General features: G+C 60.7%; 15 protein-coding genes. 7 read left to right on the top strand and 8 right to left on the bottom strand.

What is annotated here, in order from left to right:
- Nucleotides 1-2 precede the first annotated feature (2 nt).
- Nucleotides 3-2,084, top strand: a complete 2,082-nt coding sequence (recG, locus tag ACE3OA_RS18045) for an ATP-dependent DNA helicase RecG (RefSeq protein ID WP_374313312.1) — start codon at nt 3-5, stop codon at nt 2,082-2,084.
- Here the strand turns inward: recG and ACE3OA_RS18040 are convergent.
- Nucleotides 2,076-2,801, bottom strand: coding sequence for a DUF502 domain-containing protein (locus ACE3OA_RS18040; protein ID WP_374313310.1), 726 nt, complete (start codon nt 2,799-2,801; stop codon nt 2,076-2,078). The two genes, recG and ACE3OA_RS18040, sit on opposite strands and share 9 nt — an antisense overlap.
- 105 nt (nt 2,802-2,906) lie before the next feature.
- On the opposite strand from ACE3OA_RS18040, the gene ACE3OA_RS18035 reads away from it, so the two are divergent.
- Nucleotides 2,907-3,761 carry a tetratricopeptide repeat protein gene (locus tag ACE3OA_RS18035; RefSeq protein WP_374313308.1) on the top strand — a complete coding sequence of 285 codons (855 nt, stop codon included), beginning with the start codon at nt 2,907-2,909 and terminating at the stop codon, nt 3,759-3,761.
- A gap of 3 nt (nt 3,762-3,764) precedes the next feature.
- Here the strand turns inward: ACE3OA_RS18035 and ACE3OA_RS18030 are convergent, their stop codons facing one another.
- Together ACE3OA_RS18030 and ACE3OA_RS18025 are read right to left on the bottom strand one after the other, a co-directional pair.
- Nucleotides 3,765-4,352: a hypothetical protein gene (locus ACE3OA_RS18030; protein WP_374313306.1), complete on the bottom strand. Its 588-nt coding sequence runs from the start codon at nt 4,350-4,352 to the stop codon at nt 3,765-3,767.
- Between the two features lie 67 nt (nt 4,353-4,419).
- Nucleotides 4,420-5,730 (bottom strand): D-alanyl-D-alanine carboxypeptidase family protein, encoded by a 1,311-nt coding sequence (locus tag ACE3OA_RS18025; protein WP_374313304.1) that lies wholly within the window; start codon nt 5,728-5,730, stop codon nt 4,420-4,422.
- Nucleotides 5,731-5,787: 57 nt separating this feature from the next.
- On the opposite strand from ACE3OA_RS18025, the gene ACE3OA_RS18020 reads away from it, so the two are divergent.
- Nucleotides 5,788-7,542, top strand: coding sequence for a tetratricopeptide repeat protein (locus ACE3OA_RS18020; protein WP_374313302.1), 1,755 nt, complete (start codon nt 5,788-5,790; stop codon nt 7,540-7,542).
- Between the two features lie 20 nt (nt 7,543-7,562).
- Complete coding sequence (locus ACE3OA_RS18015) at nt 7,563-8,963, top strand: aminotransferase (protein ID WP_374313299.1); 1,401 nt, start codon at nt 7,563-7,565, stop codon at nt 8,961-8,963.
- Between the two features lie 15 nt (nt 8,964-8,978).
- On the opposite strand, the gene pbpC is transcribed toward ACE3OA_RS18015, so the two are convergent.
- Nucleotides 8,979-11,075: a penicillin-binding protein 1C gene (pbpC, locus tag ACE3OA_RS18010; RefSeq protein ID WP_374313297.1), complete on the bottom strand. Its 2,097-nt coding sequence runs from the start codon at nt 11,073-11,075 to the stop codon at nt 8,979-8,981.
- 12 nt (nt 11,076-11,087) lie between these two features.
- Nucleotides 11,088-16,295 (bottom strand): MG2 domain-containing protein, encoded by a 5,208-nt coding sequence (locus tag ACE3OA_RS18005; RefSeq protein WP_374313295.1) that lies wholly within the window; start codon nt 16,293-16,295, stop codon nt 11,088-11,090.
- A gap of 226 nt (nt 16,296-16,521) precedes the next feature.
- On the opposite strand from ACE3OA_RS18005, the gene ACE3OA_RS18000 reads away from it, so the two are divergent.
- Both ACE3OA_RS18000 and ACE3OA_RS17995 read left to right on the top strand, forming a co-directional pair.
- The gene (locus ACE3OA_RS18000) at nt 16,522-17,691 is read left to right on the top strand and encodes a mitochondrial fission ELM1 family protein (protein WP_374313293.1); all 1,170 of its coding nucleotides are present in this window, start codon (nt 16,522-16,524) and stop codon (nt 17,689-17,691) included.
- A gap of 96 nt (nt 17,692-17,787) precedes the next feature.
- Nucleotides 17,788-19,083, top strand: a complete 1,296-nt coding sequence (locus tag ACE3OA_RS17995) for a CDP-alcohol phosphatidyltransferase family protein (protein WP_374313291.1) — start codon at nt 17,788-17,790, stop codon at nt 19,081-19,083.
- A gap of 58 nt (nt 19,084-19,141) precedes the next feature.
- On the opposite strand, the gene ACE3OA_RS17990 is transcribed toward ACE3OA_RS17995, so the two are convergent.
- Complete coding sequence (locus tag ACE3OA_RS17990) at nt 19,142-19,996, bottom strand: hypothetical protein (protein WP_374313289.1); 855 nt, start codon at nt 19,994-19,996, stop codon at nt 19,142-19,144.
- Between the two features lie 138 nt (nt 19,997-20,134).
- Nucleotides 20,135-21,037: a hypothetical protein gene (locus ACE3OA_RS17985; protein ID WP_374313287.1), complete on the bottom strand. Its 903-nt coding sequence runs from the start codon at nt 21,035-21,037 to the stop codon at nt 20,135-20,137.
- 148 nt (nt 21,038-21,185) lie between these two features.
- Between ACE3OA_RS17985 and ACE3OA_RS17980 the strand changes: the two genes are divergently transcribed.
- Entirely contained in the window at nt 21,186-23,123 is a 1,938-nt protein-coding gene (locus ACE3OA_RS17980; RefSeq protein WP_374313285.1) for an ABC transporter ATP-binding protein, read from the top strand.
- On the opposite strand, the gene ACE3OA_RS17975 is transcribed toward ACE3OA_RS17980, so the two are convergent.
- Nucleotides 23,060-24,775, bottom strand: a complete 1,716-nt coding sequence (locus ACE3OA_RS17975; protein ID WP_374313283.1) for an ABC transporter ATP-binding protein — start codon at nt 24,773-24,775, stop codon at nt 23,060-23,062. The two genes, ACE3OA_RS17980 and ACE3OA_RS17975, sit on opposite strands and share 64 nt — an antisense overlap.
- Nucleotides 24,776-24,777 lie beyond the last annotated feature (2 nt).

Raw genomic sequence — 24,777 nt, 5'->3', positions numbered from 1 at the left:
CCTTGCGACCGCAAATCCTTTACCCGCTCTTTGCGCCGGTGACCAGCCTGCCCGGTATCGGGCCGAGGCTCGGCAAGCTGTTCGAGAAGCTGACCGGGCCCAGCGTCGCCGGGCTGCTATGGCATCTGCCGACCGGCATGCTGGAACGTCAGCAGGAACCTCCGATCGATACGGTGACCGACGGTGCCACGGTGACGCTGAGGGTTCAGGTGACGATCCACCTGCCCCCGCAAAGGCCGCGCCAGCCTTACCGGGTCTCCTGCGTCAATGATTCCGGCGCGGTCGACCTGGTGTTCTTCAACCCCCGCGTCGATTACCTCACCAACCTGCTACCACCGGGCGAATGGCGTGTGGTGTCGGGCCGGGTCGAGCGCTATGCCGGCACCCTCAATATGGTGCATCCGGACTATATCCTGCCGCCGGAGCGGATGGCAGAGATCAAAAAGCTGGAGCCAACCTATGGCCTGACCGCGGGCCTGACGCCGCGGCTCGTGCTGAAAGCAGTGGCAGCGGCCATAGACAGGGCGCCGGAGCTGCCCGAATGGATCGACACCCATGTGATGAAGCGGCATCAATGGCCGAAATGGAAACAGGCGCTGGAGGCGGTGCATCACCCAGCCACCCAGGCGGATCTTGGGCCGGAGACATTGGCCCGGCAACGCCTCGCCTATGACGAAGTACTGGCAAGCCAGGTGGCTCTTGCCTTGGTACGCCAGCATAACCGGCGCCTCGCCGGGCGACCCTGCGTGGCAACGGGGGTCCTGACCTCGCGCGTGAAAGCAAAGCTCCCCTACGACCTCACCGGTTCGCAGCGCCAGGCGATCGAGGAGATCGCCGCCGACATGGCCTCGCCACAGCGCATGCTTCGTCTGTTGCAGGGCGATGTCGGCAGCGGCAAGACCGTGGTGGCACTCTTTGCCATGCTGATTGCGGCAGAGGCCGGTGGCCAGGCAGCCCTGCTGGCGCCAACCGATATTCTGGCACGGCAGCATTTTGCGACTTTGGAACCCCTGCTGCGTGCGGCTGGGTTGCGGTTAGAGCTCCTCACCGGACGCGACAAGGGCAAGAACCGCGAGCGCATCCTAGCAGGACTCGCGTCTGGCGAGGTGCCGCTCGTCGTCGGCACCCATGCCTTGGTCCAGGAGAGCATCGTCTTTCACGATCTGCGCCTTGCTGTGGTTGACGAGCAGCACCGCTTCGGCGTGCAGCAGCGTGTCGCCTTGTCGGAGAAGGGCAAAGGCGTCGATCTCCTGGTCATGACGGCAACGCCAATCCCGCGCACCCTCACCCTCACCGCCTACGGTGATATCGACGTCTCTCGCCTCACCGAGAAGCCGCCGGGACGGCAGCCGATCGATACGCGCACCATCGCCATCGACCGTCTGGAGGAGGTGGCGGGTGGGCTCCGCCGGGCCATCGCGCAAGGTTCGCGTATCTATTGGGTCTGCCCGTTGGTCGATGAATCCGAACTCATCGATCTCGCGGCGGCCAGCGAACGCTATGACATGCTGAAATCGATTTTCGGCCTGCGCGTGGGCCTCGTTCATGGCCAGATGAAGGCCGCCGAGCGCGACAAGACCATGGCTCAATTCCAGGCCGGCGAGATCGACATCCTGGTGGCGACGACGGTGATCGAAGTCGGTGTCGATGTTCCGCAGGCAACCGTAATGGTGATCGAACATGCCGAGCGCTTCGGCCTTGCCCAGCTTCATCAATTGCGTGGCCGTGTGGGGCGCGGCTCAGGGAAATCGAGCTGCCTGCTGCTCTACCAGACGCCATTGAGCGAGACCGCCAAGGCGCGGCTTAACATCATGCGCGAGACCGAGGACGGCTTCCGTATCGCCGAGGAGGATCTACGCCTGCGCGGTGCCGGCGAGCTTCTCGGCACCCGGCAGAGCGGCATGCCGGAGTTTCACCTAGCCGATCTGGTAGCGCATGCCGATCTCATCCAGATCGCTCGCGACGATGCGCGCCTGGTGCTGGAAATGGATCCGGAACTGGTCAGCGAGCGCGGGCTCGCCTTGCGCGTCCTGCTCTATCTTTTTGAGAAGGACGCGGTGGTAAAGACGATCCGTTCAGGCTGAGGCCTTCGGCTTCTTCGTTGGATTCTTGCCCGGCGCCACGATGCCGCCGGAAACGACCAGCTTGATGCCGTCTTCGACAGTCATGTGCAGATATTTGACGTCCGCCCGCGGCACGAAGATGAGATAGCCGGAGGTCGGGTTCGGCGTGGTCGGCACAAAGATGGTAAGTGCATCTCCACCGATCGCCGCCGAGACCTCAGGCGGGGTGGTGCCGGTGACGAAGCCCAAAGTCCAGGCGCCGGGGCGCGGAAATTCGACCAGCACACAATCACGGAAGGCCGCCGACTGATTGGCCAGCACGGTTTCGATGATCTGCTTGATGGCACTGTAGATGCTGCGGATGATCGGCAGGCGATTAAGGATGCTCTCCATTAACTGCCGCGTCAGGCGTCCGAAAAGGCCAGCGGTGACGGCGCCGATGGTGGTCAGCACAATGAGGACGATGATGAGGCCGATGCCGGGAATGGAGAACGGCAGATAGTTTTCCGGATTGTATTCCGGCGGTACCAGAGGCAGCACCGTCAGGTCGACCCAGTTAATGAACAGCCAGGCGATGTAGATGGTAAGGGAGACCGGGGCGGTGATGAGGATGCCGGCCAGGAAATAGTTGCGCAGGCGCACGCCGAGACTGAGCCCGAACGAGCGCCTGGGTGGCAGTTCACCCGGTGAATGTGGCGTTTCCTGCCCCGGAACCGGCGGGATCTCTGGCTCGCTCATGGTCTTCGGCACCCTTTCTCTGGCATTTCCGGCCTATCAAATAGCACTGGCAGGGTCGGCGCAACTCCGGCAGACTTTGCACATGCGGGGGAATAAGAGTCGGAAATGATGGGTCATCCGGTCGCCAGATTGTTGCTCGGCCTTACGTTGCTGTTTTCACCACTGACGGCATGGGCGCAAAGCACCAGCCCGGTCGATGCCGGTTCCGCCGCCTTCATGCATGGCGACTATGCCCTCGCAATGCAGGAATGGTGGAAAAAAGCGCAGGCAGGCGACGCCGAGGCAATCAACAATATCGGCATCCTCTACAACAAGGGGCTCGGCGTCGAGAAGGACCCGGCCAAGGCCGCGGAATGGTATCGCCGCGCCGCCGAATTCGGCTACGCCAATGCTCAGTTCAACCTCGCCAACCTGCTCTATTCCGGCAACGGCGTGCAGCGCGACTTAAAGCAGGCCGCAGCCTGGTATCTCGAGGCAGCCAAGCGTGGCCACCTGGGAGCACAGTATTATCTGGGCCTGATGTATGCCGACGGCGAAGGTGTCCCACAGGACAAAATCGAAGGGCTGAAATGGATCGTCAAAGCGGCTGATGCCGGCAACGCCGCCGCGCAATATGAAGTCGGGCATATGCTGGTTGAAGGCGACGGCCTGCAGCCCGATCCGGTGAAAGGGGCGGATTATGCTCTCAAAGCCGCTCACGCCGGCAATGCCAAGGCGGCGCTGCTGATGGGGCAAATCTATGCCACCGGCAATGGCGCCGAAAAGAACGACATCGAGGCCTATGTCTGGGCGCGCATCGCCGTTGACCGACTGCAGCCGGGCCAGGATTCGAAGAGGGCCGCTTCGCTGGTTGAAGAACTGGAGGGTCGGCTCGAGGATGGCGCCATCAAAGCCGCTGAGCGCGTTATCGCCATCCGTAATCCCAAGCCGGAAGCGCAGGACCAACCGGCGCCTCAATGACGTCTATTGGTAAGTCGCACCCGCGTAGATCTTTTCCAGGCGGGTGACGGTTTCGGCCGTGGAAACCGAAAGATCGCCCGCCACTGGCGCGGCGACGAAATCGACGATGATGATCGATTTGGCCCTGGCGGTCGCCCAGCGCCGCTCCGAGCAGATGTAGTCGTCTGGCCAGCCATAATAGCCATGGCGATGCCCGTAATAGCCAAAGCCGGGATAGCCCCAGAACGGCGCCGGCCGGCAATGCGGATAGGATTGCACGTTGATGTCGCTGTCGGTCTTCTCGGTGACGATGCGCAGGGCCACAATGCCACGCTCCTGCGCCATGCGGGCTGCCCGCAGCACGGCAAGATCACGGACCTTTTCCTTTTCCGCCGCGACCCTGGTGTCGCCGCGGGGGTTGCTGGCCGAAACTCTCACCTCTGCGCCGAGATAGGTGACCTCGATCGTATCGGCATCAACGACACGGTCCATGAAGCCAAAATTGCCGGCCGCCGACAGGGCCTGCATCGCCGGTCGCGGCGGCGGCGGTGTCGTACAGGCTGCCAAAGCGGCAATCAGGCCGAGGAGCAGGGAAATGTGTACTATCCTCATGGGGCGATCATAACATCGCTGAGGCCTAACCGCTGCCACTCCCCCCAACCCACTCAAGGAAAAGTGATCAGCGCCAATCGGCATCCGGATTCGAGAGCACGGCCGGGCTGAGCGCCAGGCAATATCCCTGTTCCGCCCAGACCTTCTTGCAGGCCTTACCAGCCTCTGCCTGATCGAGGCCGACCAGCAGGGCCGAATAGCGCGTGAGCCCTTCCCAGGTCCGTTGGATGATGGCCGGCCGCCCCTTCTTAATGGTGTCCTTGAGACGCGTTTTCATCGTCGCGACCGTCTTCTCGGCTTGGCCCTTCTGCGGGAAAGCGCCGAAGACGACGCCCCAGCCGGAAATTCGCGCCGTTGTCGTGATGGTTGAGTTACCGTCTTCGGCCACGCGCTGATCGCAATCCCCCCCCTTCAAGAGGGTCGGCGGCGGCCCCTGCTCCTCGGCCGCAACCTTGATTGCCATGTCCCTGAGCTTGGGCCGTTCGGCAGAAGCCTGCTGGAACCCGGCATTGAGAAGTTGGGTCATTAGGGCCGCCCGCTCGCCACGGTTGCTGCCGCCAAGGACGACGCCGATCAAACGCCGGCCATTTCGCTTGGCAGAAGCCACCAGGTTGTAACCGGAGCCGCAGGTGAAGCCGGTCTTCATGCCATCGGCCCCCTGATAGGAGGAGAGGATTCCGTTGACCGAAGGCTGTGTCCGGCCAGCGATGGTAACACTCCGCTTACCGAAGAAATGATAGTGCTCCGGGTAGCTTTCCAGGATGTGCATGGCAAGCTCCGCCATATCACGGGCGGTCGTGACCTGACCGGCATTCGGAAGACCGGATGCGTTGCGAAACTCGCTGCGCGTCATGCCGATGCGATGCGCGGTCGCAGTCATCATCTGTGCAAAATGTTCCTCCGAGCCACCGATTGCCTCAGCAAGCGCCACGGCTGCGTCGTTGCCCGACACCACAATCATCGCCGTAAGCGCTTGTTCTATAGTAATTTTCTGCCCGGTCTTGAAGCCGAACTTGGTGGGGGACTGGCTAGCGGCGTTGGCGGAAACTGTGATCTTGTCGCTCAGGTGGATCTCGCCGGCCTTGGCTGCCTCAAAAACCATGAAGGCCGTCATCATTTTGGTGAGGGAAGCGGGGTACCAGAGGGCATTGGCACCGTCGGCACGCAGAACCGTGCCATCCTTGGCATCGACCAGGACATTGACGCTCCTGGCCACAGCTGGCACAGCCGCCAAACTCAGGTTCAATACCAGAAAAAGCGCCAAAATCGGCCAAATCAATAGCGGCCTTGCTTTGTGCAACATACTTCCCTCAAGTCCCAAAATCGGGTTGGATGTTAAGACATGAGTCTGCGACGGGTTACAAGCCGTTTTAGGCATTGTTCCTGCATTCGGCGACGTTATGGTGACGGAATTGGACGGCTTTTGGGGGTATCTGTGATCCGAATCACGCGCAATCTCATGGTTGGCGGCTGCTTGCGCCTCGCCATCTCGGCCGGTGCAGTCGTGGCGGCCGCCCTGCCCGCCTGGGCGGATTATCAGACGGGGGTGGACGCCTATTACAAAGGCGACTTCCAGGCTGCCTACAATGAGTGGCTGCCCTTGGCGGAAGCCGGCGACGCGGTGGCGCAGAACAGCCTGGGCGCACTCTATGATCACGGCCTCGGTGTCATGGAAGACAATGCCGAGGCAGCGCGCTGGTACGAAATGGCCGCCCAGCAGGGCCTGCCTCTGGCGATGCGCAATCTCGGCAATCAATACGCTACCGGCCACGGCGTTCCGTTCGACCTTGAGCTTGCCAAGCAATGGTATGAAAAGGCAGCGGCCCTTGGCGACCAACAATCGGCCGCGCTGCTCGCTCATTTGCGGCCGGCGACGACACCTCCGACGGATTCCGCCGCTGCGGCGGCTTCGCCCACCTTCAGCGCGCCGAGCACGACCGGCAATCTGGCCGAACCCGTCGAAGGCGCTGCACCAGCAACTTCCGGTGCAATGGCCCCGGCAACTAGCGAAGACGAATTGGTCATCGCCGATGCGCCAGCCGCACCAGCGGCGCCTGCGCCGTCCACTGATGCGCCGATTGCACTCGATCTTGGCGGTAATACCGTTACCATGCCGGCCTCCAGTGGCGCCGCGGCGCAACCGGCGGCGCCCGTGCAGCAAGCCTCCATCACACCGATCCAACCCGCCCCGGCGCGCACCGACGGCAACTGGCTGATCGGACAGTGGCAGGGCCCATCTCTGGGCTGCCCCAAGGGTGGCGGCGTTGAGTTCACCGAGAATGAGACGCTGAGCTGGTTTGACGGACAGGTCGCCGTGCGTCTCGCCACGACCTATCAGGTTTCGGGCGACAATATCGTCGTCAACGCCTCCGGCAGCGACGGTGCCGCTCAGCAATACACCTATCAGCGCAGCGGGCCCGACAAGATGATCATCGTCAGCATCCCGCCGTCGATGCCGAAATCACTTTTGGGCATCGCCTATCGCCGCTGTGGTGCTGTCCCTAGCGCCACACAATCGGCTGCGTCGCCTGCCACCGGCACCACGGAGCCCTCACCCGTGCCGGCGACCACGCCGATCATCGGCGGCGGTGCGTCCTCGTCAGGCCTGCCAACCAGCACGCCGACTGTCAGCACTGAGCCCGCAAGCGTGCCTGCAGCCGACACGGCGGCCGCGGCCTCGCCCGCGCCTTCCGCGCCCGTGGGCGCTGCCCCTCAATACACTCTGAAGGAACAGGCGGCGTTCGCAGAATCGGCGACGGCCAACGATGACAAGGCCGCAGCTGGATGGAAGGCCTTCGAGCAAGGCCAGTATGAGGAGGCGCTTGCCGTCTTCAAATCGCTGGCGGAGGCAGGCAACAGCAACATGCAGGTGCTGGTCGGAAACATGTACGATTATGGCCAGGGTGTGCCACAGGACGACGTCCAGGCGCTGCAGTGGTATCTGATGGCCGCGGCCAGCGGAAATGCCAAGGCCCAGTATCAGGCCGGTACGCTTTATTTCAACAGCCCGACGGTTCCGCAGGACATGATCGAGGCATATCGCTGGACCAGTTTGGCGGCCAAGGGGCCGGCTGGGCAGCCCGTCACGATTTGGTCGCAGCAATTGCTATCGGTCCTGACGGCGAACATGACTCTGGACGATATCGATGATGCCAAGTCACTCGCCAAAAGTTCTGTCAAGAAAGAGTGACCGCTTTTCCGGAGTTTTCCATGTCCAGCAATCTCGCCTTCGACGCGGTCGATCTTGCCGCTAAGGATCGCGCACACCTCATTCATCCCTGGGTGGACCTGGGACTGGTCAAGGATACGGAACCGCTGATCGTTTCCGCGGCCGAAGGTGCCTATGTCTACAATGTGCATGGGCAGAAGATGCTGGACGGCATCGGCGGCATGTGGTGCGTCAATGCGGGCTACGGTCGCGGCGAAATCGCCGATGCAATGGCGGAACAAGCCCGCCGCATGGCGTATTTTTCACCCTTCGGCGTCATTGGCAATCCGCCGGCCATCGAGTTCGCGCATCGCCTGACGCAGCACACGCCAGGCGATCTGAAGCATGTCTTCTTCACCACCGGTGGTTCGACTGCAGTCGATTCAGCTTTGCGCTTCGTCCATTTCTTCAACAATTTCCATGGCCGCAAGCAGAAAAAGCAGATCATCACCCGCGAATATGCCTATCACGGATCGACCTATCTGACTGCCTCGGTCTCCGGTAAGCCGGCCGATCGCGGCAACATGGATCTTGAGACCGGCTTTATTCATCATCTACCAGCACCCAACCCCTACCGCCGGCCGGAAGGCATGTCGCTCGAAGCCTTCTGCGATGCCAAGGTGAAAGATCTCGAAGACAAGATTCTGCAACTGGGCCCAGACAATGTTGCGGCCTTCATTGCCGAGCCGCTTCTGGCTTCGGGCGGTGTTATCGTGCCGCCGCCGGGCTATCAACGGCGCACCTGGGAAATCTGCCGCAAATATGACGTGCTCTATATCTCCGACGAAGTGGTAACCGGCTTCGGTCGCCTGGGGCATATCTTTGCCTCCAAGCATGTTTTCGATATCGAGCCGGATATCATCACCTGCGCCAAGGGCCTGACGTCGGGCTATGTGCCCCTGGGTGCCATGATCGTTTCCGACCGACTCTATTCGACGCTGACCGACAAGGCCGGCCGCGGCCAGACTTTCGCCAACGGTTATACTTATTCGGCACATCCGGTTTCCTGCGCCGCGGGGATGGCCAATCTAGATATCTTCGAGCGCGAAGATATTTGCGGCCACGTCCGCCAGACGGGCCCATATTTCCGGGACCGCCTTAGCGAGCTCATCAATATCGATATGGTGGGCGATGTGCGCGGCAGTCACTTCATGGTTTGCGTCGAATGCACGTCGGACAAGAAGAACAAGACCGTCCCGCCGGCGGAATGGAATGTCGGCAAACGCATCTTCGAGAAGTGCCAAGGCAAAGGTTTGCTGGCGCGGCCGATGGGGCATCTGATCGTCATGTCGCCCCCGCTCATCATCAACCGCGCGCAGATCGACTTTGCCGTCGAAACGCTGCGGCAAGGTATTCTTCAGGTAATGGATGATTTGAAGCGCGAAGGTCTCTGGCAGGGGTGACACCAAGCCTGGCGGCTATTTCAGCCAGATTTCCGCGCTGGCAGAGCGACCATCCGCATCGATGACGGTTACACGTTGCGCGCCCTTCCCATCAGGATCCCATTGCGCTTGCCTGAGATAGGGCGGCGCACTGACCGGCTTTCCATTGACGAGCCAGCGTAGGGGCAGATTGCCGCCCTCTGCCTTCAGCACCAGCGCCATCGGCAGTTCGGTTTCCGGGAGTGGTACCGTCGAGCCATCCAATGGAAAGGCGATGCGCAGTCGATTTTGGGGACGCTCCGCCGAGCTTAGAGCCGGACCGATGTCATAGCGCCTGAGATTGGCTGGAAGGCTCGTGTTGCCGACCAGGAGCGCCCCGACGGGTGCTATACCCGGCAAGGCGCTGTCGCTCGGCGGCAACTGGTCGAAGGCTTCGAACAATATAGGTGCCGCAGCATCGCGGCCCATGCGACCACCCGAGAATGAGCCGTCCGGACGACCGACCCAGATGCCGATCGTATAGTCCTTCGTGTAGCCAATGGCCCATGCGTCACGATAGCCATAGGACGTGCCGGTCTTGTAGGCGATGCGACTGGCCTGCCGCCGGTTGGCACTGGCAAGCCACGAGGCCGGCGGCGGCGTATCTTCGAGAATCCGGGTGACATAGTAGCTACCCAGCGGGCCGATGAACGGCTTGGCATCGCCTGCCGGCTGATCCTTGATATAGTTCAGCGACCGCGCGACTCCTTGTTCGGAGAAGGCGGCATAAAGGGTCACCATTTCCTCAAGCGAAATACCGACGCCGCCAAGGGCAATGGGCAGCCCCGGCCGCCCAGCTTCCTTTGGCAAGTGCAGCGGAATACCTGCGTCGGCCAGCCTCTGTGCAAAAGGCGGCGCGCCTATGGCGTCCATGAGAGTCACGGCGGGGAGATTCAAGGACAGCTGAAGCGCCTCGCGGGCCGAAATTTCGCCGCGAAATAGGTGGTCGAAATTCTCCGGTGCCCATTCACCGAAACGCATCGGCTGGTCGACCATGATGGTCTCCGGATGTACGACCAATCCATCGAAAGCCATGCCGTAGATGAAGGGTTTGAGCGCAGAGCCCGGCGAGCGGATCGCTGTAACCATGTCGATCGGCCCGAATTGGCGATGGTCGAAATAGTTGGCTGAACCCAGATAGGCGAGTACGCGGCGGCTATCGTTGGCGACTACCAGGGTTGCAACCGTTGCGCCTGGCTCTAGGTTCATGGACCGTCGCGCGAGCAGCGCCTGCAGATTGCGTTGCAGATCGTGATCGATGGTTGTGTGGATGACGGCATCACCGGGCCGTTCTCGAGCCAACCGTTCCGCCAGATGCGGTGCATCGCTCAGGGCCGGCAATCGCCGTGCCGGGATCGGTTCAGCAAGCGCCGTCTGATATGTTGCCGCGTCGAGATCGCCATCGGCGAGGAGGCGCGCCAGCACCTTGTCGCGCGCCCGCTTGGCCGCCGCAGGGAAACGATCCGGACGCAACCGCTCCGGGCTCTGCGGCAATGCGACCAGGAGTGCCGCCTCAGCCTCGGTCAGATGCGACGGCTCCTTGCCGAAGTAACCGAGGCTTGCCGCCCGAACGCCTTCAAGATTGCCGCCATAAGGTGCCAGCGTTAGGTAAATATCCAAGACCCCTTCGCCGCCCAGCCGCCAGGTAAGCTGGAAAGCGCGCAAGGCCTCGATGGCCTTGGCCCTGAGGCCGCGCGGTCTCGGTTCCAGCAAGCGAGCCGTCTGCATGGTCAGGGTCGAGGCGCCGGAGACGACCTCCCCCGCCGCTGCAGCCTGGAAGCCTGCGCGAAGGACGGCCAGCGGATCGACACCCGGGTGCCAGCCGAAGCGGCCATCTTCGAACGTCTTCAGATAGCGCAGGAATTTCGGATCAACGTCGGTCGTCCTGGTCGGAAACCGCCAGGCGCCGTCGGCCGTGGCGAAGGCGCGCAATACGCTATCATCCGCCGCCAGGACGAGCGTCGAATGATCCCGCAACCGACCCAGGAAGGGCGGATAGAGGGCATCAGCCAACAATCCGCCCATCATCGCCAGCAGGACGAACCCGCCAGCGATGAAAGCGGAGCGTTTCAGGTATTGATGTCGGAGCGACACCAAGCCGACGCCTCAATAGGCCGTAACGTTGAGCATGTCCCTGCCACCGCGCGCCCTAATATCCGGGGCGTACATGTCCTCAACCTGCACCGCCGGCACTGTATAGCTTCCAGGCGTTACTGCGCGAACCATATAGGCCAGGTTAAAGTTGGCCGTTTCGCTCTCTGCGTCGACATCGAGAGCCCCGATATAGCGATCATCCAGGAACTCGCTGTAGGTGAGCGACGCCAAGGTGGGTAGCCAGGAAAGGTCGCCCGTGCGCCGGGTATCGGTCAGCCTTTCGTTTTCGATCTCCAACCCCGCCGGCAGCAGGTCCACCACGAGGGCGCGGCGGTAGTCGGCGGCCTTGATCTTGCCGCTGATGACGGCAACAAGGACGTCGTTCTGGCGGACATTCTTCAGATCAACCGGCTCCCCGGTCAAAGTGTAGAAGACGCGCGTGATCTCGAAGCCGCTCTGTTCCGGCGGCAGGTCGGCGATGGGAACACCGGCGACCGTCGCCTTGGCATAGATGGGATCGGTGCCGTTATTGGTGAAGACCGAGCCTGCCCCCAGATCCTCCGATGCCATGTGCAGGTAATAGGGTTTGGACTGTTTCACGGCGGCCTGGGCGTCACGACCGATGCTCACCACGGGCTGCGATGTTGACGTCGTCGCTTTCGCCGCCATCAGAATCCAGGCTTCCTCCTGGGTGCTGAGATATCCGCGGCCGGCCTGGAGATTGGCTAGCGTATCCAAATAGAGGGTCGGATCTCGACCCGGCAGCTTGGCTTCGCTGAGCAGCGTGATGATCGCAGCGATGTCGCGGAGATCCGAACCGTAATCCAGCATATGCCGGCGCGCGCGATTGGCCGCCAGCATTGCCGCGTCGAAAGCCGCGTTGGCGCGCACGATATCACCGTTGAGCGCCAGGGCCGTGCCGAGCTGAGCCAAAGCGAGACCGGTAGGCATACGGTCGAGATAATTGTCGGCCAGATAGCGCAGTTCGCTGAGCTTCCCCTCCTTGGCTTTTGCCAGAACGTAGACGGCATAGGCGCGGGCGGCCAGATTGTCGGCACTGTCATTGTTGTAGTCGGTCGCCACGTACCGCAGCCCATCTAGGCCGTGATTGTAAGCGATGTCCGACACCTCATAACCGCGTGCCCGTGCCTGGGTCAGAAAATCCATGGCAAAGGCCGAGAGCCAATTTTCTGGCGGGCTGAAGCTGGTCCAGAGGCCAAAGAGGCCATCGCTGCGCTGACGCTCGAGAATGCGGCCAATGGCGATCTGCACTTCTTTCGGGTCGCTCTTGGCGTATTTGTTCTCGAGGCTCCAGATCTCCGCCACTTCGTTGGTGAAGAGCAATGGGAAGGCCACACTGGTAGTCTGCTCGAGGCAGCCATAGGGATAGTGATAAAGGTTGGCCAGCACACTCTGTACGTCAAGATTGGGATGCGGGCTGAAGGACAGGCGCAATTCCGCCGTCTCCGGCAGGAAATCGGCCATGGCGTTGGCGGAAATCTTGAGCGGTGCACCCGGCAGCAGACGTTCCGTCAAGGTCTGACTGATGGCGGCCTGGGCCGGCCGGACCGGCAGATTGATCTCGCGCGTGAGCGCAAAGCCATCCGGCCCCTTCATCGTCATGGTGAGATGACCTTCGCCCACCGCGAGTGCCTGGACGCCGGTCCGCCAATCCTTGCCGGCTCCCTTGGCCAGGTCCACGGATAGATGCGTTTCGCCTGTAAGGCGCAGATTGTCGCTGGCTGTGAGATCGATCTCATAGGCACCGGAAGCTGCTTCGACATTCTGCAATGAGAGCGAGACATTGCTGTTGTCTCCGGGCGCCAGAAAGCGCGCGGCAGATGCCAAGGCGACGATCGGATCGCGCACGATGAGAGGTGCCTCCGCGGCCCCCACGTTCTGGTCGTCCCAGGCCACGGCCATCAGACGCAGGCGGCCGTTGTAATCGGGCACTTCGAATTTCACCGTTGCCTTGCCGGCGGCATCGAGTTTCACGATGCCGGAGAACAGCGCAACCAACTTGATCTCCTTGGGCGCGCCGCGCTTTGCGAGACCTTCGCCGTCACCACCGCTGCGGATGACGCCGCGCTTCCCCTCCTTGCCGTCGATGAGTTGGCCATAGAGGTCGCGAATTTCGACACCAAGCCGGCGCTTGCCGAAATAGTGGTCGATCGGGTCCGGACTGGCGAAATCGGTCAGTTGCAGAATGCCCTCATCAACCGCCGCCAGGGTGACATAAGCATCCTTGCCGGCAAGGTTGGTGACAGCGATAGGGATGTCGATCGACTGGCGCGGTTTCATCGTCTCCGGCACGCTCATCGATATCTGCATGGCACGTTGCTGCGGGTCGATGGCGAGCCAGCTGAGACCAATGGCCCGGCCCGGTCCATGTTCATTGACCTTACCTGCGCGATAGGCATTGACCAGTACGTAGGCGCCGGCGCCCCATTTCTTGTCGACCGGAATCTTGATGGTCTTGCCGTCCTGGGGGATCGAAACGGCGAAGCTGTCGAGGATGTGATCGGTGGCGATCGTCACCTGTGCCTCGCCGGCGAACGGCGCGCTGAGGCGGATTTCCGCCTTCTCCCCGACATTGTAGAGTTCCTTGTCGGCTACGACCTGCATCTTATCCGGCGTGCCGCCCGTACCCGGCGCCGACCACCAGCCCGCATAGAAGCGAACCGAACTGGCGCTGCCGCTGGACGGATCGAAGATCTCCAGGCGATAGCGCCCCCAGTCGACCGGCATGCTCAGCTTGCCCGGCTGATCGGCCGTGACGCTCAGTGTGCCGGTTGAGGACTCGGCATCGCGGACGACATAGTCGTAGTCCCAGCGATTGTCGCGGTAGAACCAGACATAGTCCCAATCCTCGCGCACGAGGCGGTAGGAGAGGTTCGGCAGCGCCTTGGTCTTACCGTCGCTGCCGACGGCGAGCACTTCAAACTCGGCTGGCGAACCTTCCTGCGCCTGGTCGTCTGCAAAGAGCGGCTTGATACCGAGATAAAGTTGCTTGTCGCGGATCGGCCTGGTCAGCGTCTCGATAACCGGTCGGCCGCCGAATTCATAGACTTCAACCCTTAAGGTCGCCGCCAGGGGAACCTGGGCCTCCGGGACCGTGTCAAAGGACATGTCGAGTTCGAGATGCCCCTGATCATCGGTGGTCGTATCGTCATAGGCAAGACGTTCCGCCTCGACCTTTTCATCGGCCAGGCCAAAGCGATAGCCGACCAACTCCGGGAACGGCTTGGGATCGGCGGCGATAACAACTTCAGCTTTCACCGGCAAATTGGCCGCCGGGGCGCCATAGAGATATTTGGCGTCGATCTGGACTGGCAGTGGCGCCGGCGGCGTCAGCACTTCAGCAGCAGCACTTAGCTTGGCCTCGATGCGCGCGGGAACGACATCCTCGACCAGGAAATGCGTACTGGAAAGCGCATCACCTTCGGGATCGAGATAGGCTTCCAGTGTCCAGGGACCAGTGCGAGCAGAGCTAGGCAGGTCGACATCGACGGAATAACCGCCGCCGGTATCCGTGACATCGACATACCGACGCGCTTCAATGCCATCCGGGCGCAGCAGGCGGAATGTCAGCTTCTGATCCCTGAGGGCCGCCGCGGCGGGGTCGCGCGAGAGGGCCATCACATGTGCCGTTTCACCCGGGCGATACACGCCACGATCTGTGTAGAAGAAGATGTCGAGGTCGGCCGGCATGGCCCTCCCACCGACGCCTCGATCGGAGAGATCGAAGGCCGGACCGCTGATGTCGAGAAAACTGAAATCGCCGTCGCGCCGGAAGGCCATCACCGCCGTTGCCGTGCGGCCGCCAGCGCCACGCAAAAGGCCCGCATCAAAACGGGCCATGCCGGCCGTATCGGTCAGCACCTTGCCCAGCACTTCGTTGTTGCGCGCGATGAGACGCAATTCCAACCGATGCATCGGCCGCCCGCTTTCCAGCGAACGTGCCTGCACGTTGAGACCATCCGTGCCGCTGAAGGCCGTCAATCCGACGTCGGAGACGACCAGCCATTGTGTCGCCTGCGGCTGCCAACGCCAGGAATAATCATCCTGGGTTTCCTCGTCGGCCGCATTGTGCGCCATCAGAATATAGATGCCTGGCTTGGTGTCCGGGACGACCTCATCGATCGGGAACGCCGTCACCACGCGCTTGTTGCGGTCGATGGCAACGTCCATCTCACCGGTCCAGATCTCTTCGCCCGACTTCTCCGCAATGCGTTCGCGGTCATATTCCTCGAGATTGTTGAGGAAACGGCCATCATAGAGTTCGTTGATCAAGTTGCGGTCGTTGATACGCATCAGGCGCAATTTTGCCTTGTCGACATTGACCGTGATTAGCGGCACGCCAGTGCTGCCGATCTTCGGGAGCACATAGGCCTGGTTGCGAAAGCCAATACTGGGGGCACGGTCGCCAATAGTGAAGGCCCACGCCTCGTTCTCGGTCAGCTTTTGTCCATCGAGCGCGGGCAGACCCTGCAGCACAGTGAGTTTGAATGATTCGCCGAAACTGAGATTGCCGACACAAAGCTGCGCGCCGGACACGCGATAGGTCGCCTTCACCTCCGGCTCCACGCGCACATAGTCCTGATAGTTCACGGCGTCCGGTGTGGCGAGGTCACCGCGGAATTCAAGGCAGGCCTCCGGCGTCTCGCCTTCCGTGTTGAGCTTGGTGTTGGTGAGGGAAAAGGCCAGCATCTGGCGAATCTGCTCGGCGCGATTGGCTGCCTGCTCGTCGTAATTGTAGCGCTGCGCCTCTTCATAGGCTGCCAGCGCCAAGCGCTTTTCGTCCAGATTATCGAACTGCTTGGCAACCATATTCATGGACGACGCCTGCAATTCATATTGGTTGGTCTCGACGAAAGCGCGATAGGCCGCGAGCGCTGCCTTGCGCTTCTCGCCCGCACCTTGAAGCAAGTTCGCCAGTGTGATCCAGCTGTCATAGCTTTCGTCGCCCAGGCCGATCGCCCTGGCCCGCAGGGTCGCCGCCTCCCTGAACCTATGAGCATCGCCTTCCGCCTTTGACTGCTGGACAAGAAGATCGATCCGGCGCGGGTCATCGCCCTTGGCCGCCGCGAGAAGTTCAGCTCGATAGGCCGCAGCTTCCCGCGCGATATCGGTCAGGTCGGCTGCTTTGGCGATTTGCGGATGGAGGAGTTGAAGGACGAGCAGGAGGAAAAAACCGAGGCGGAAGATGGGCGCGCGCATGTCAATGATCCCGCATGAACGAATGAGTCAGATGGCCGTGTCGACGATTGACGATCGAAGCCGGTATCGATTTGCCCTTCCCGCAAATCCATGGTCGCCAATTATAGCGCCGACGGACTGATTTGATACCCGATGATTGCGACAGGATTTGGGCGCGATACCACTTTGCCGCGATTTTTTTCGCTGCCTTGGCGCTGTCCGATTCGGTTGCTAAGGTCCGCCGACCATGAACACTCCTGCCACCAACAAGCTGCCGACGACCTGGCTGATCCTCGGCGAGCGCGCCGGCGACAACGCTCAGGTACTCGCCTTGGGCCGGGCCCTCGGCTGGCCCTGCACGGTGAAGCAGATCCGCTATGACGATAGCTGCACGATCGACTTCAAGGATCGCGGCGCCAGCCTGACAGGGGTTGACCTCGCCGCCAGTACCCCTTTGGCCGGACCATGGCCCGACGTGCTTATTGCCATCGGCCGCCGTTCCGTGCCGATCGCACGCTGGATCCGCGCGCAGTCGCCGTCGCCGATCCTTCATGTGCATCTGGGGCGCCCTCGGGTGGAGCTTGAGTTGTTTGACCTCGTCGTCACCACCCCTCAATACAATCTGCCCGAAGCCGAGAATGTGATTGAAATCACCCTTCCCTTTGTTTCGGTCGATGCCGAGGCCCTGGGCCGGGCCGCAGGCAGCTGGCACGACCGCTTTGCGCAGGTTCCCCGCCCTTGGACAGCGGTCATGGTTGGCGGGCCGACCCCGCAATTGGCTTTCGGCCCGGCTGAAGCCGAGCGAATGCTGGCCGAATTGCTGGCCTTCCGGGCCAAAGCCGGCGCAAGTCTGCTTGTCACGACGTCGCCGCGAACACCGGTCGAGGTTAGTGAGGCTCTTAGCAGCGGCTTGCAGGGCCTGGGCCCGTCAGGGCATCTCTTCTTCCCCTTCGCCCGCGATAGCGACAATCCCTATTTGGCCATGTTGGCGCTGGCCGACAGTTTCGTCATTTCCGTCGATAGTGCTTCGATGGTGGCCGAGGCGGCGACAAGACAAAAGCCGATCCACCTGTTCCACCTGCCGAAGATCCCGCCCAAGGTGAAGCCGGGGCTCAAATCCGCCCTGTCGCGCAATTGGCGGCTGCGGCGCAAGGCGCGCCAGGACGCCGATTTGCCGGCTGACCCGCTCGATAAGCTCTATGATTTCTGGACCAGGCGCGGAAAGGCCCGTCCGCGGCGGGACATCGACCAGTTGGAGAACCGGCTGATCGGCATGGGTATAGCCCAACCCTTGTCCGGGTCAGGCCCCACCGAGGGCGAAAAGGTCACAGCGGCCTTTGCCCAGCTTGGCAGGGAGCGGGAGGAGGTCCTGCGACGGATAAATGCGCTTTGGGCCGATAGACTATCAATGCAATAGGCTTTTATTGCTTTATCTGCCTCGAGCCAAAGCTTGAGGCCGGTGCAAGCCGCATGATATGACGCGCGCATGAAATTTCCCTGGGAATCCCGATAAATGCTGGTTTGGATCGATGCCGTCCAATGTGGACGGGCTCCGAAGATTTTTGGCCTGACCCTGGTCGAACGGCACTTGCAGGCGTTGAAGCGCTCCCTGCCCCGCCCGGCACGCGTCGTGGTCGACCTCGGTTCTGACGGACAAAAGCCGAAAATCGATCCCAGCCTCAACGACGCATTCCCGATCGAGTGGCGTCAGGAGTCCGGCGATTTTGCTGCGCGCCTTGAACGTTTCCTGACCGAGTCCGGGGATATGCCGGTCATGCTGCTGGACGGCACGACGCTGCCGGACGCACGCCTTCATGCCTCGCTGACGGGCCTTGCTGACTCGGTTGCCGTGTTGGCGCCCAAGGATGAAGAGCGCGCCGCCATCGTCCGCCTCGAACCGGGTCGCCTCAACAACGCAACGATTGATGCTGCCGACCTGCCGGCTCTCGCCGTCAAACTGCTCGCCGCTGGGACCGTCCGAGCTTACGGCCAAGGCGAATTCAACGGCTTCATTCGCAAGCTGCGGCGAACCATCCCCTACTACATGTTCCGTGTTGAATCGGCCGACAAAGCGGCAAAGGTCGAGAAATTCATGTTCTGGTCGAACTACAAGGGTTCCACCGACTTCTTCACCCGTTACGTCTATCCTCCCTTGGTCTGGATCTCCGTCGGCCCCTTGGCGCGCGCGCGGGTGCACCCCAACGCCGTCACGATCTTCAGCATCATCCTGGCCCTGGGGGCCATTCCGATCTGGGCGATCGGCGAAACCTGGTCGTTCTGGACAGGCTTTGCCATGGCCTACGGCATGAGCGTCCTGGATTCGGTCGACGGCAAGCTTGCGCGCCTCACCTTCACTGACTCCCGCTTGGGCAACTTCCTAGACCATGGGCTGGACATGGTGCACCCGCCTTTCTGGTACCTCTCCTGGGCCTATGGATTGGGCTTGGCAACCTTGGGCTGGGGGTCGACGCTGGGCTTGGCGACCATCCTGATCATGGCTTTCTACGTTGTCGATCGGCTGATCCTCAAGGTCTATCCGACCTTCTTTCAGCGCGCCTTCCATACGCATTCGAAGCTCGACGGTCGCATGCGGACATTCATCGCCCGGCGGAACATCACATTGCCGATGTTCATTGTCGGCTATGCGCTGGGCTATGCCCTTGAGGCATTTTATCTGATCGTTGCCTGGCAGATCCTGACCGCGGCCTATCACGGCGGGCGCACATTCTGGATTCTGGTGGTGGACCGCGCGCATCTCAAGGATCGGCGCCCGACGGACGTCGCTGCCGCCCTCAAGCAGGTCGACTGAAAAGAAAAGCGCCGCCCAGAATGGGCGGCGCAGTTGATTCAGCCTGGGTGATCGGTCGTCAGTATTTGTCATCCTGCACGGCGGCACTCACATCCTTCGAGTACCAGATCTGCTGCAGGCGATTGAGTTGCTTGGGCTCGAAAGCCTTGAACGGCAATTCGGCAATGAAGTTAATATACCGCCGGGGAATGTCCGTGATGCCACGCGGGCTGACGCCATGGATTGCCTTCGCAGAATTGACGAAGCAGGCATAGGAATTGGCAGCATACTTGAGCGTCTTCACCAACTCGACATCACGATCCATCGAGCGATGCTTGATGAAGCGCGGCTCGCGACGCCAACGATAAATGTCAAAATCGCCGCCACTGACATTGTCGCGCGGATCGCGGAAATAGAACAAGGCCGAGAAAATCTTGTCGCACAGGTCGACATGCGGCGTCTTCACGCTCGTCACCTGACGAACGGGTGTGTTCATGACGAATTGACAGTCCAGCCGAATATCCGCTTCGCCGGAGAAACCGCGGGGCATGACACGCCAGTCTTCAAAGCGCCGGCCGATCTTGGCTTCAAGATCCGGGAACTCGCTACGCAGCTGGTCGCCGAAAAGGCGGGTCACGTCGCGCCAATAGTCACCTGACGTATGGTATTCAAAGAACTCGCGCCACAGCGGAGAAATGCGCCGGTCGCCCAATACCTGCTTCACGGTCAATCGGACAGCAATATTGCTGCCGGGCTCAGTACGACCGTTGAGGATCGTTTCAAGGCTGGGAAAGTCGGCTTCCAGTTGCCGATACACGTCGGCAGGCACGGCATTTGGGCGCGCATAATGTGCGTAGGGCTCGGTAACGACCTCTTCGGGACGAACGCCTTCGAGCATGTGAGGTGCGCGTTGTTCAACCATGGCTGCCAACATCGACTCTATCTCCACTCCTGCCCCCGCCGCGGTCTTATCGCCGCCAGGGAAATTTCATCGGAACCGTCGCACTTTGGCTGACATCATTGCCAGATTACAATTTGACAACCCGCCGCAGCGACGTTCGGTCGCCGCAGCCTAAGCAGCCAATTTGCGGCAAAGGTCCAGGGCATCGTGACGAACGTGGTTCAGCGCCATTTCCCGTTCCACCATCGCCACGTCGACAATGCCTTTGTCCAGCATTTCGGTCAGCAAACTGAAGAACAACCGCTCCTGATTGGGGTCGGGATGTGGCTGATAGTAGCCGTCCTTTACCGCCCGGGGTCGGGATACGCCAATGCCCTTCTTAAGCGCCTTCACCAGATTGCCGGCCAGCGACTTCTTTGGTTTTTCGCGGATTGAAAAGTCGATCGGCAGGCCTGTCTTCCATGGCTGCGTCCGCCGGTAGGTCGTGTGCAGGATCTTGGTGGCCGGCGTCAAATGATCAAAGTCGTTCCATTCGGGCTCAAGTATGCCGACATTCGAATCAGCCTCGTATTCGAGTTTGATCCATTTCAGATAGTCCTTCTTGAACTCAAACAACTCGCCGAAGGTCTGTTCGGCATCCCAGTGTGTCAGCTTGGCGTTCTCCAGCAGCATGACACTGGAGGCGCGGTAAGGTGGCATCTCCTTGAGAGCCGGGCGCATACAGCACATGACGCCTGCGCCCTTCATGTCGCGGTTGAACAGTTCCATGATATCGCCGACGGCAAAGCAATCGGGATCGATCACCACTGCCCGCCCTTGATAACCCATCGCCTTCGGTGGGGTGAAGCGTACCGGGGTGAAGGATTGCAGATCCGCATCGGTCCAGACCCGATTCTCCAATCCGCGCAGAAATTTCTGACCGACCCGGGCGCTCAACCAAGGATAGTCCTTGAAATGCATGATCTCGACGCCGAACGCGTCCGGCTGACGGCTATTCCGCTTTGCCGCGTAGCCAGCGACCAGGGCACCCAGATATTGTTCGTCGTTCGATTGTATGAACAGTTTGTTCTGCACGAATTGCCCCCTCATGCGGGTCAATGGGCACCCACCTGCCCCTTTGCGGCGAATGATAATCGTCCGAACTCATAGGAGCAACCGAACCGCTTGAAAATGCGCCGAATTGCCGCAAAATCCAGGGGATAATCGGTGGTGGGGCCGGGCCGTGATTGACTTCCCCGGCCCGAGTGATATCAAAACGAAACCATCGGCCTTGCCGGGCCGATTTGTCTTTCTAAAGGCATCGCCCTTGGCCGGTTCAGACCGCGAACTTACGAATACCCTGGATTCGAAGCAGACTCCCTCCGCTTTGACTAACGCATTTGGCGTGATTCGGAAGCATGGGCTATGGCGGCAAGTTCCGGTGATGATCGGCGTCATGGCGGCCAGCTTGCTCGAAGGGCTTTCAGTTGCCAGCCTGTTTCCGATCCTCACGATCGTTTCGGGGGACTCCACCGAGAAGCCAAACAAGCTAGAGCGCTTCATCTTGATGGCGTTCGACATGCTTCATATTTCGCCGACCTTGGGCGCTTTCATCCTTCTCCTCGGCGCTTTTGCCATTCTTAAAGCGATCATATCGCTCAATGTCAGTCGCTATGTCGGGTTTCTAGTCGCCGAAATCGCGACCGAGATGCGCTCACGGATGGTTGACGCCATGCTGGCGGCGCGTTGGTCCTATTATACGGTAAATCCGATCGGCCGATTTGCCGGCGCAATTACTACGGAAGCCAATTGGGGTTCGGCGATCTACCGGACTTCTCTCAACCTCATTATTGCGTCCATCCAGGCCGTAATCTTCGCGGCGATTGTTTTCCTTGTCGATTGGCGGGTAGCTCTTGTTGGCTCGGCAATTGCGGTTGTCGTTGGCGTTGCGATGCGCGTCCTCATCCGCCGTTCCCGTACATTCGGGCGTCGCATGCTCATGACGAGCAGAACGATCGTGACAGATCTCAACGACGTGGTCGTCAGTTTCAAGCCGATGAAAGCCATGCATCGGCACGAAGCGCTCATCCAGGAACTACGCCACGAAACGAAGTCGCTCCGCCAATCGCTACGTGAATTGGTGCTTTTGGAGCAGCTGGCAGGCCAGATGCCGGACCTGTTGATCATTATTATGCTGGCAGGAGTTGCCTATTTCTCGGTCAGCGTCTTACACCTCGACCTGTCGAGTATCCTCGTTTCGGGGCTTCTTATTTTGGGCCTGACCCGCTCCGTCGCGAAAGTAAACCGAGCGACTCGCGAATCCGCGCATGCCGAGGTCGGATACTGGTCGTTCATGGATACGCTGCGGGAGACGGAAGCGGCCGCCGAGTCCTTCCGTGGCCGTGCGGAACCAAGCCTCAAGGTGGCGTGCCGGCTGGAGAACGTGACTTTTTCCTATGGTCGCGCACCGGTGCTTCGCAACGTCTCGATTGAACTCGTACCCGGGTCGATCACGACGCTGGTCGGAGAGTCCGGCTCTGGCAAGACGACCATTGCTGATCTGATCCTCGGCCTCTTTGAACCAGAACAGGGGCGCATCACCTTGGACGGCGTTCCGATGCATGACATTGACATCGGCCGGTGGCGGAGCCAGGTCGGCTACGTGCCGCAGGAGATCCTCCTGTTCAATGATACAATTCTTGCCAACGTCACCCTGGGCGACCCAACCATCAGCGAAGCAGCGGCAATCCGCGCGCTGGAAACGGCCGGGGCCATGCGCTTTGTTGCCGAGTTGCCGAACGGCCTGTTCACCATCGTAGGGGATCGCGGGGTACTACTCTCGGGCGGTCAGCGGCAGCGCATTGCCTTGGCGCGGGCACTTGTGACAGAGCCAACCCTCCTCATTCTGGATGAAGCCACGAGCGCGCTCGATCCAGAGACCGAGGCTGAGATCTGCGCGGCGGTAGGTCGGCAGCGCGGCAAGCTGACTGTGCTTGCAATTACCCATCAACCCGCTTGGGTTGAACTGGCGGACCGGGTCTATAGAATTGACCAGGGTAGTGTCTTCGACGATCAGGCAGGCCAGCATACCAACCAGCCGGCAGAGATGATATCGACTCAGGCCGGCTCGGCTGTCCCCGCTACAGGCGCCATCGTTACCTTTCCATCGCGTATCTCGTAGACACGATCGGCCGCATCCACCCAAAGGGCCTGGTGCGTAATTGCCAGGATTGTGCGGCTCCCGGTTAACGCCCGTGCCGCACGGCTGATTTCACGCGCGGTCTTCTTGTCCAAGGCGCTGGTCGCTTCATCAAGAATCAATAGCTTCGGATCACCGATCAAGGCCCGGGCGATAGCGAGACGCTGGCGCTGGCCACCTGACAGCAGGCTGCCCCGAACACCAATCATAAACTCCATTTGCTCTGGCAGCTTGGAGACAAAGCTCCAAGCATCGGCCGCTTTTAGGGCTGCCTCAACTTGGCCTTGCGATATGCTCGGGTCACCCAAAGTGACGTTGTTGATGATTGTATCGTTGAAGAGGATGCTGTCTTGCGGAATGTAACCGAGCTGACGGCGCCAACCGGCCAAATCGAGTTCATCGATGGGTATGCCCCCGATCCTGATGGTTCCCTCGGAAGATTTGTGAAGGCCTGCAACTAGATCGGCAATGGTTGTCTTGCCGGCCCCTGATGGACCGATGACTGTGGTCAAGTCTCCTGCGGGAAGATCGATTGTGGCATCACTCATCACGCGCTTGCCGGGATAAGAGAAACCGACTTTGTCTAGTTCAATGGTAGCCGGCAGTGGCGGCAACTTGCCCGTCGCGAGCACTTCGCGATTGTCGCGCACTTCCTGGAGCAGATGCTGCAACTGCCAAAAGGATGGGCGCTCCAGAATGACGCGCTGATAGTTGGAGCGCACCGTCCCGATGGAATCGGCGATCCGCTTCAACAACAATGTCGAACCCAACATGACGCGCAGATCCATGCCGAGCATGGCATGCCCTACATAGAGTCCCGCCAGTATGAGCACCGTGAACAGTGGTTCCTGAATAGCGCGCACGGCGCTCGTGCTATAGGTCTCCGCCTGGGTCGCCCGACGCAAGCGATCGACGTGCACAGCAAAAGTGTGGCCAATGAAGCCATGACGGTTCATTGCCTTCAGAGCCTTTACATTGGTCAATGCATCGGTCACCGAGTGCAGCAATGCCAAATTATGCTTGGACTTACCGCGACCTGCTTTTTTGGCCATGCGCATGTAGCGGCCGACACCAAGCCAAAGCACGGCCGAAACTGCAACGGCGCCCAGGAAGAACGGCCAAGAGACGAACAGCGCAGCTGTCATCAGAACCAAGGTCTGTACCAAACCGGCAAGACACAGGCTGGCGGACTTGAAAGCGATTGCCGCTCGGTCGGCATCCGAATTGATAGCTGCGGTATAGCGTGCAACAGGTTGCGCGACGAAATAGCTCCACTTCGCATGCACTAACGCGTCGATCAGCTGCAGTCGAACGCTGATGCCGAAATTGGCAACCGTGCGCCCCACGAACACGGATCCGGCAGTCCCGAACACGAAGGAAAGCGTCGCTGCGCCGACCACGACCAATAGCAGGATTTCGATCGTCAACGGCAGGTTCAGCTTGTCGAGAGCCCAGCGCACATATTCGTCAATGGCATGCGACTTGGTTGTGGGCTGCCCGCCGATGAGGCCAATCACGGGCCACAGCGTTGCAATGCCGACAATTTCCACCAGGCCGGAACCCAGCAGTGCCAGCAGTATGAGCATCTGCTGTCGCCAGCCGGTATTGAAAAAGATCCTGAATACGTCTCGCACGA

Origin of the sequence: Dongia sp. (assembly GCF_041906375.1) — a bacterium.
In the GTDB taxonomy this organism is placed as follows: Bacteria; Pseudomonadota; Alphaproteobacteria; order Dongiales; family Dongiaceae; genus Dongia.
Note: the sequence above shows the minus strand (reverse complement) of the source record. Positions and strands in the feature narration are given on the sequence as shown.

Excerpts from the sequence above, each read along its gene's own strand:
- ACE3OA_RS18040 (WP_374313310.1), bottom strand. The coding sequence starts at position 2,801 with ATGAGCGAGCCAGAGATCCCGCCGGTTCCGGGGCAGGAAACGCCACAT.
- ACE3OA_RS18035 (WP_374313308.1), top strand. The coding sequence starts at position 2,907 with ATGATGGGTCATCCGGTCGCCAGATTGTTGCTCGGCCTTACGTTGCTG.
- ACE3OA_RS18030 (WP_374313306.1), bottom strand. The coding sequence starts at position 4,352 with ATGAGGATAGTACACATTTCCCTGCTCCTCGGCCTGATTGCCGCTTTG.
- ACE3OA_RS18025 (WP_374313304.1), bottom strand. The coding sequence starts at position 5,730 with ATGCCTAAAACGGCTTGTAACCCGTCGCAGACTCATGTCTTAACATCC.
- ACE3OA_RS18015 (WP_374313299.1), top strand. The coding sequence starts at position 7,563 with ATGTCCAGCAATCTCGCCTTCGACGCGGTCGATCTTGCCGCTAAGGAT.
- ACE3OA_RS18005 (WP_374313295.1), bottom strand. The coding sequence starts at position 16,295 with ATGCGCGCGCCCATCTTCCGCCTCGGTTTTTTCCTCCTGCTCGTCCTT.
- ACE3OA_RS18000 (WP_374313293.1), top strand. The coding sequence starts at position 16,522 with ATGAACACTCCTGCCACCAACAAGCTGCCGACGACCTGGCTGATCCTC.
- ACE3OA_RS17995 (WP_374313291.1), top strand. The coding sequence starts at position 17,788 with ATGCTGGTTTGGATCGATGCCGTCCAATGTGGACGGGCTCCGAAGATT.
- ACE3OA_RS17990 (WP_374313289.1), bottom strand. The coding sequence starts at position 19,996 with ATGTTGGCAGCCATGGTTGAACAACGCGCACCTCACATGCTCGAAGGC.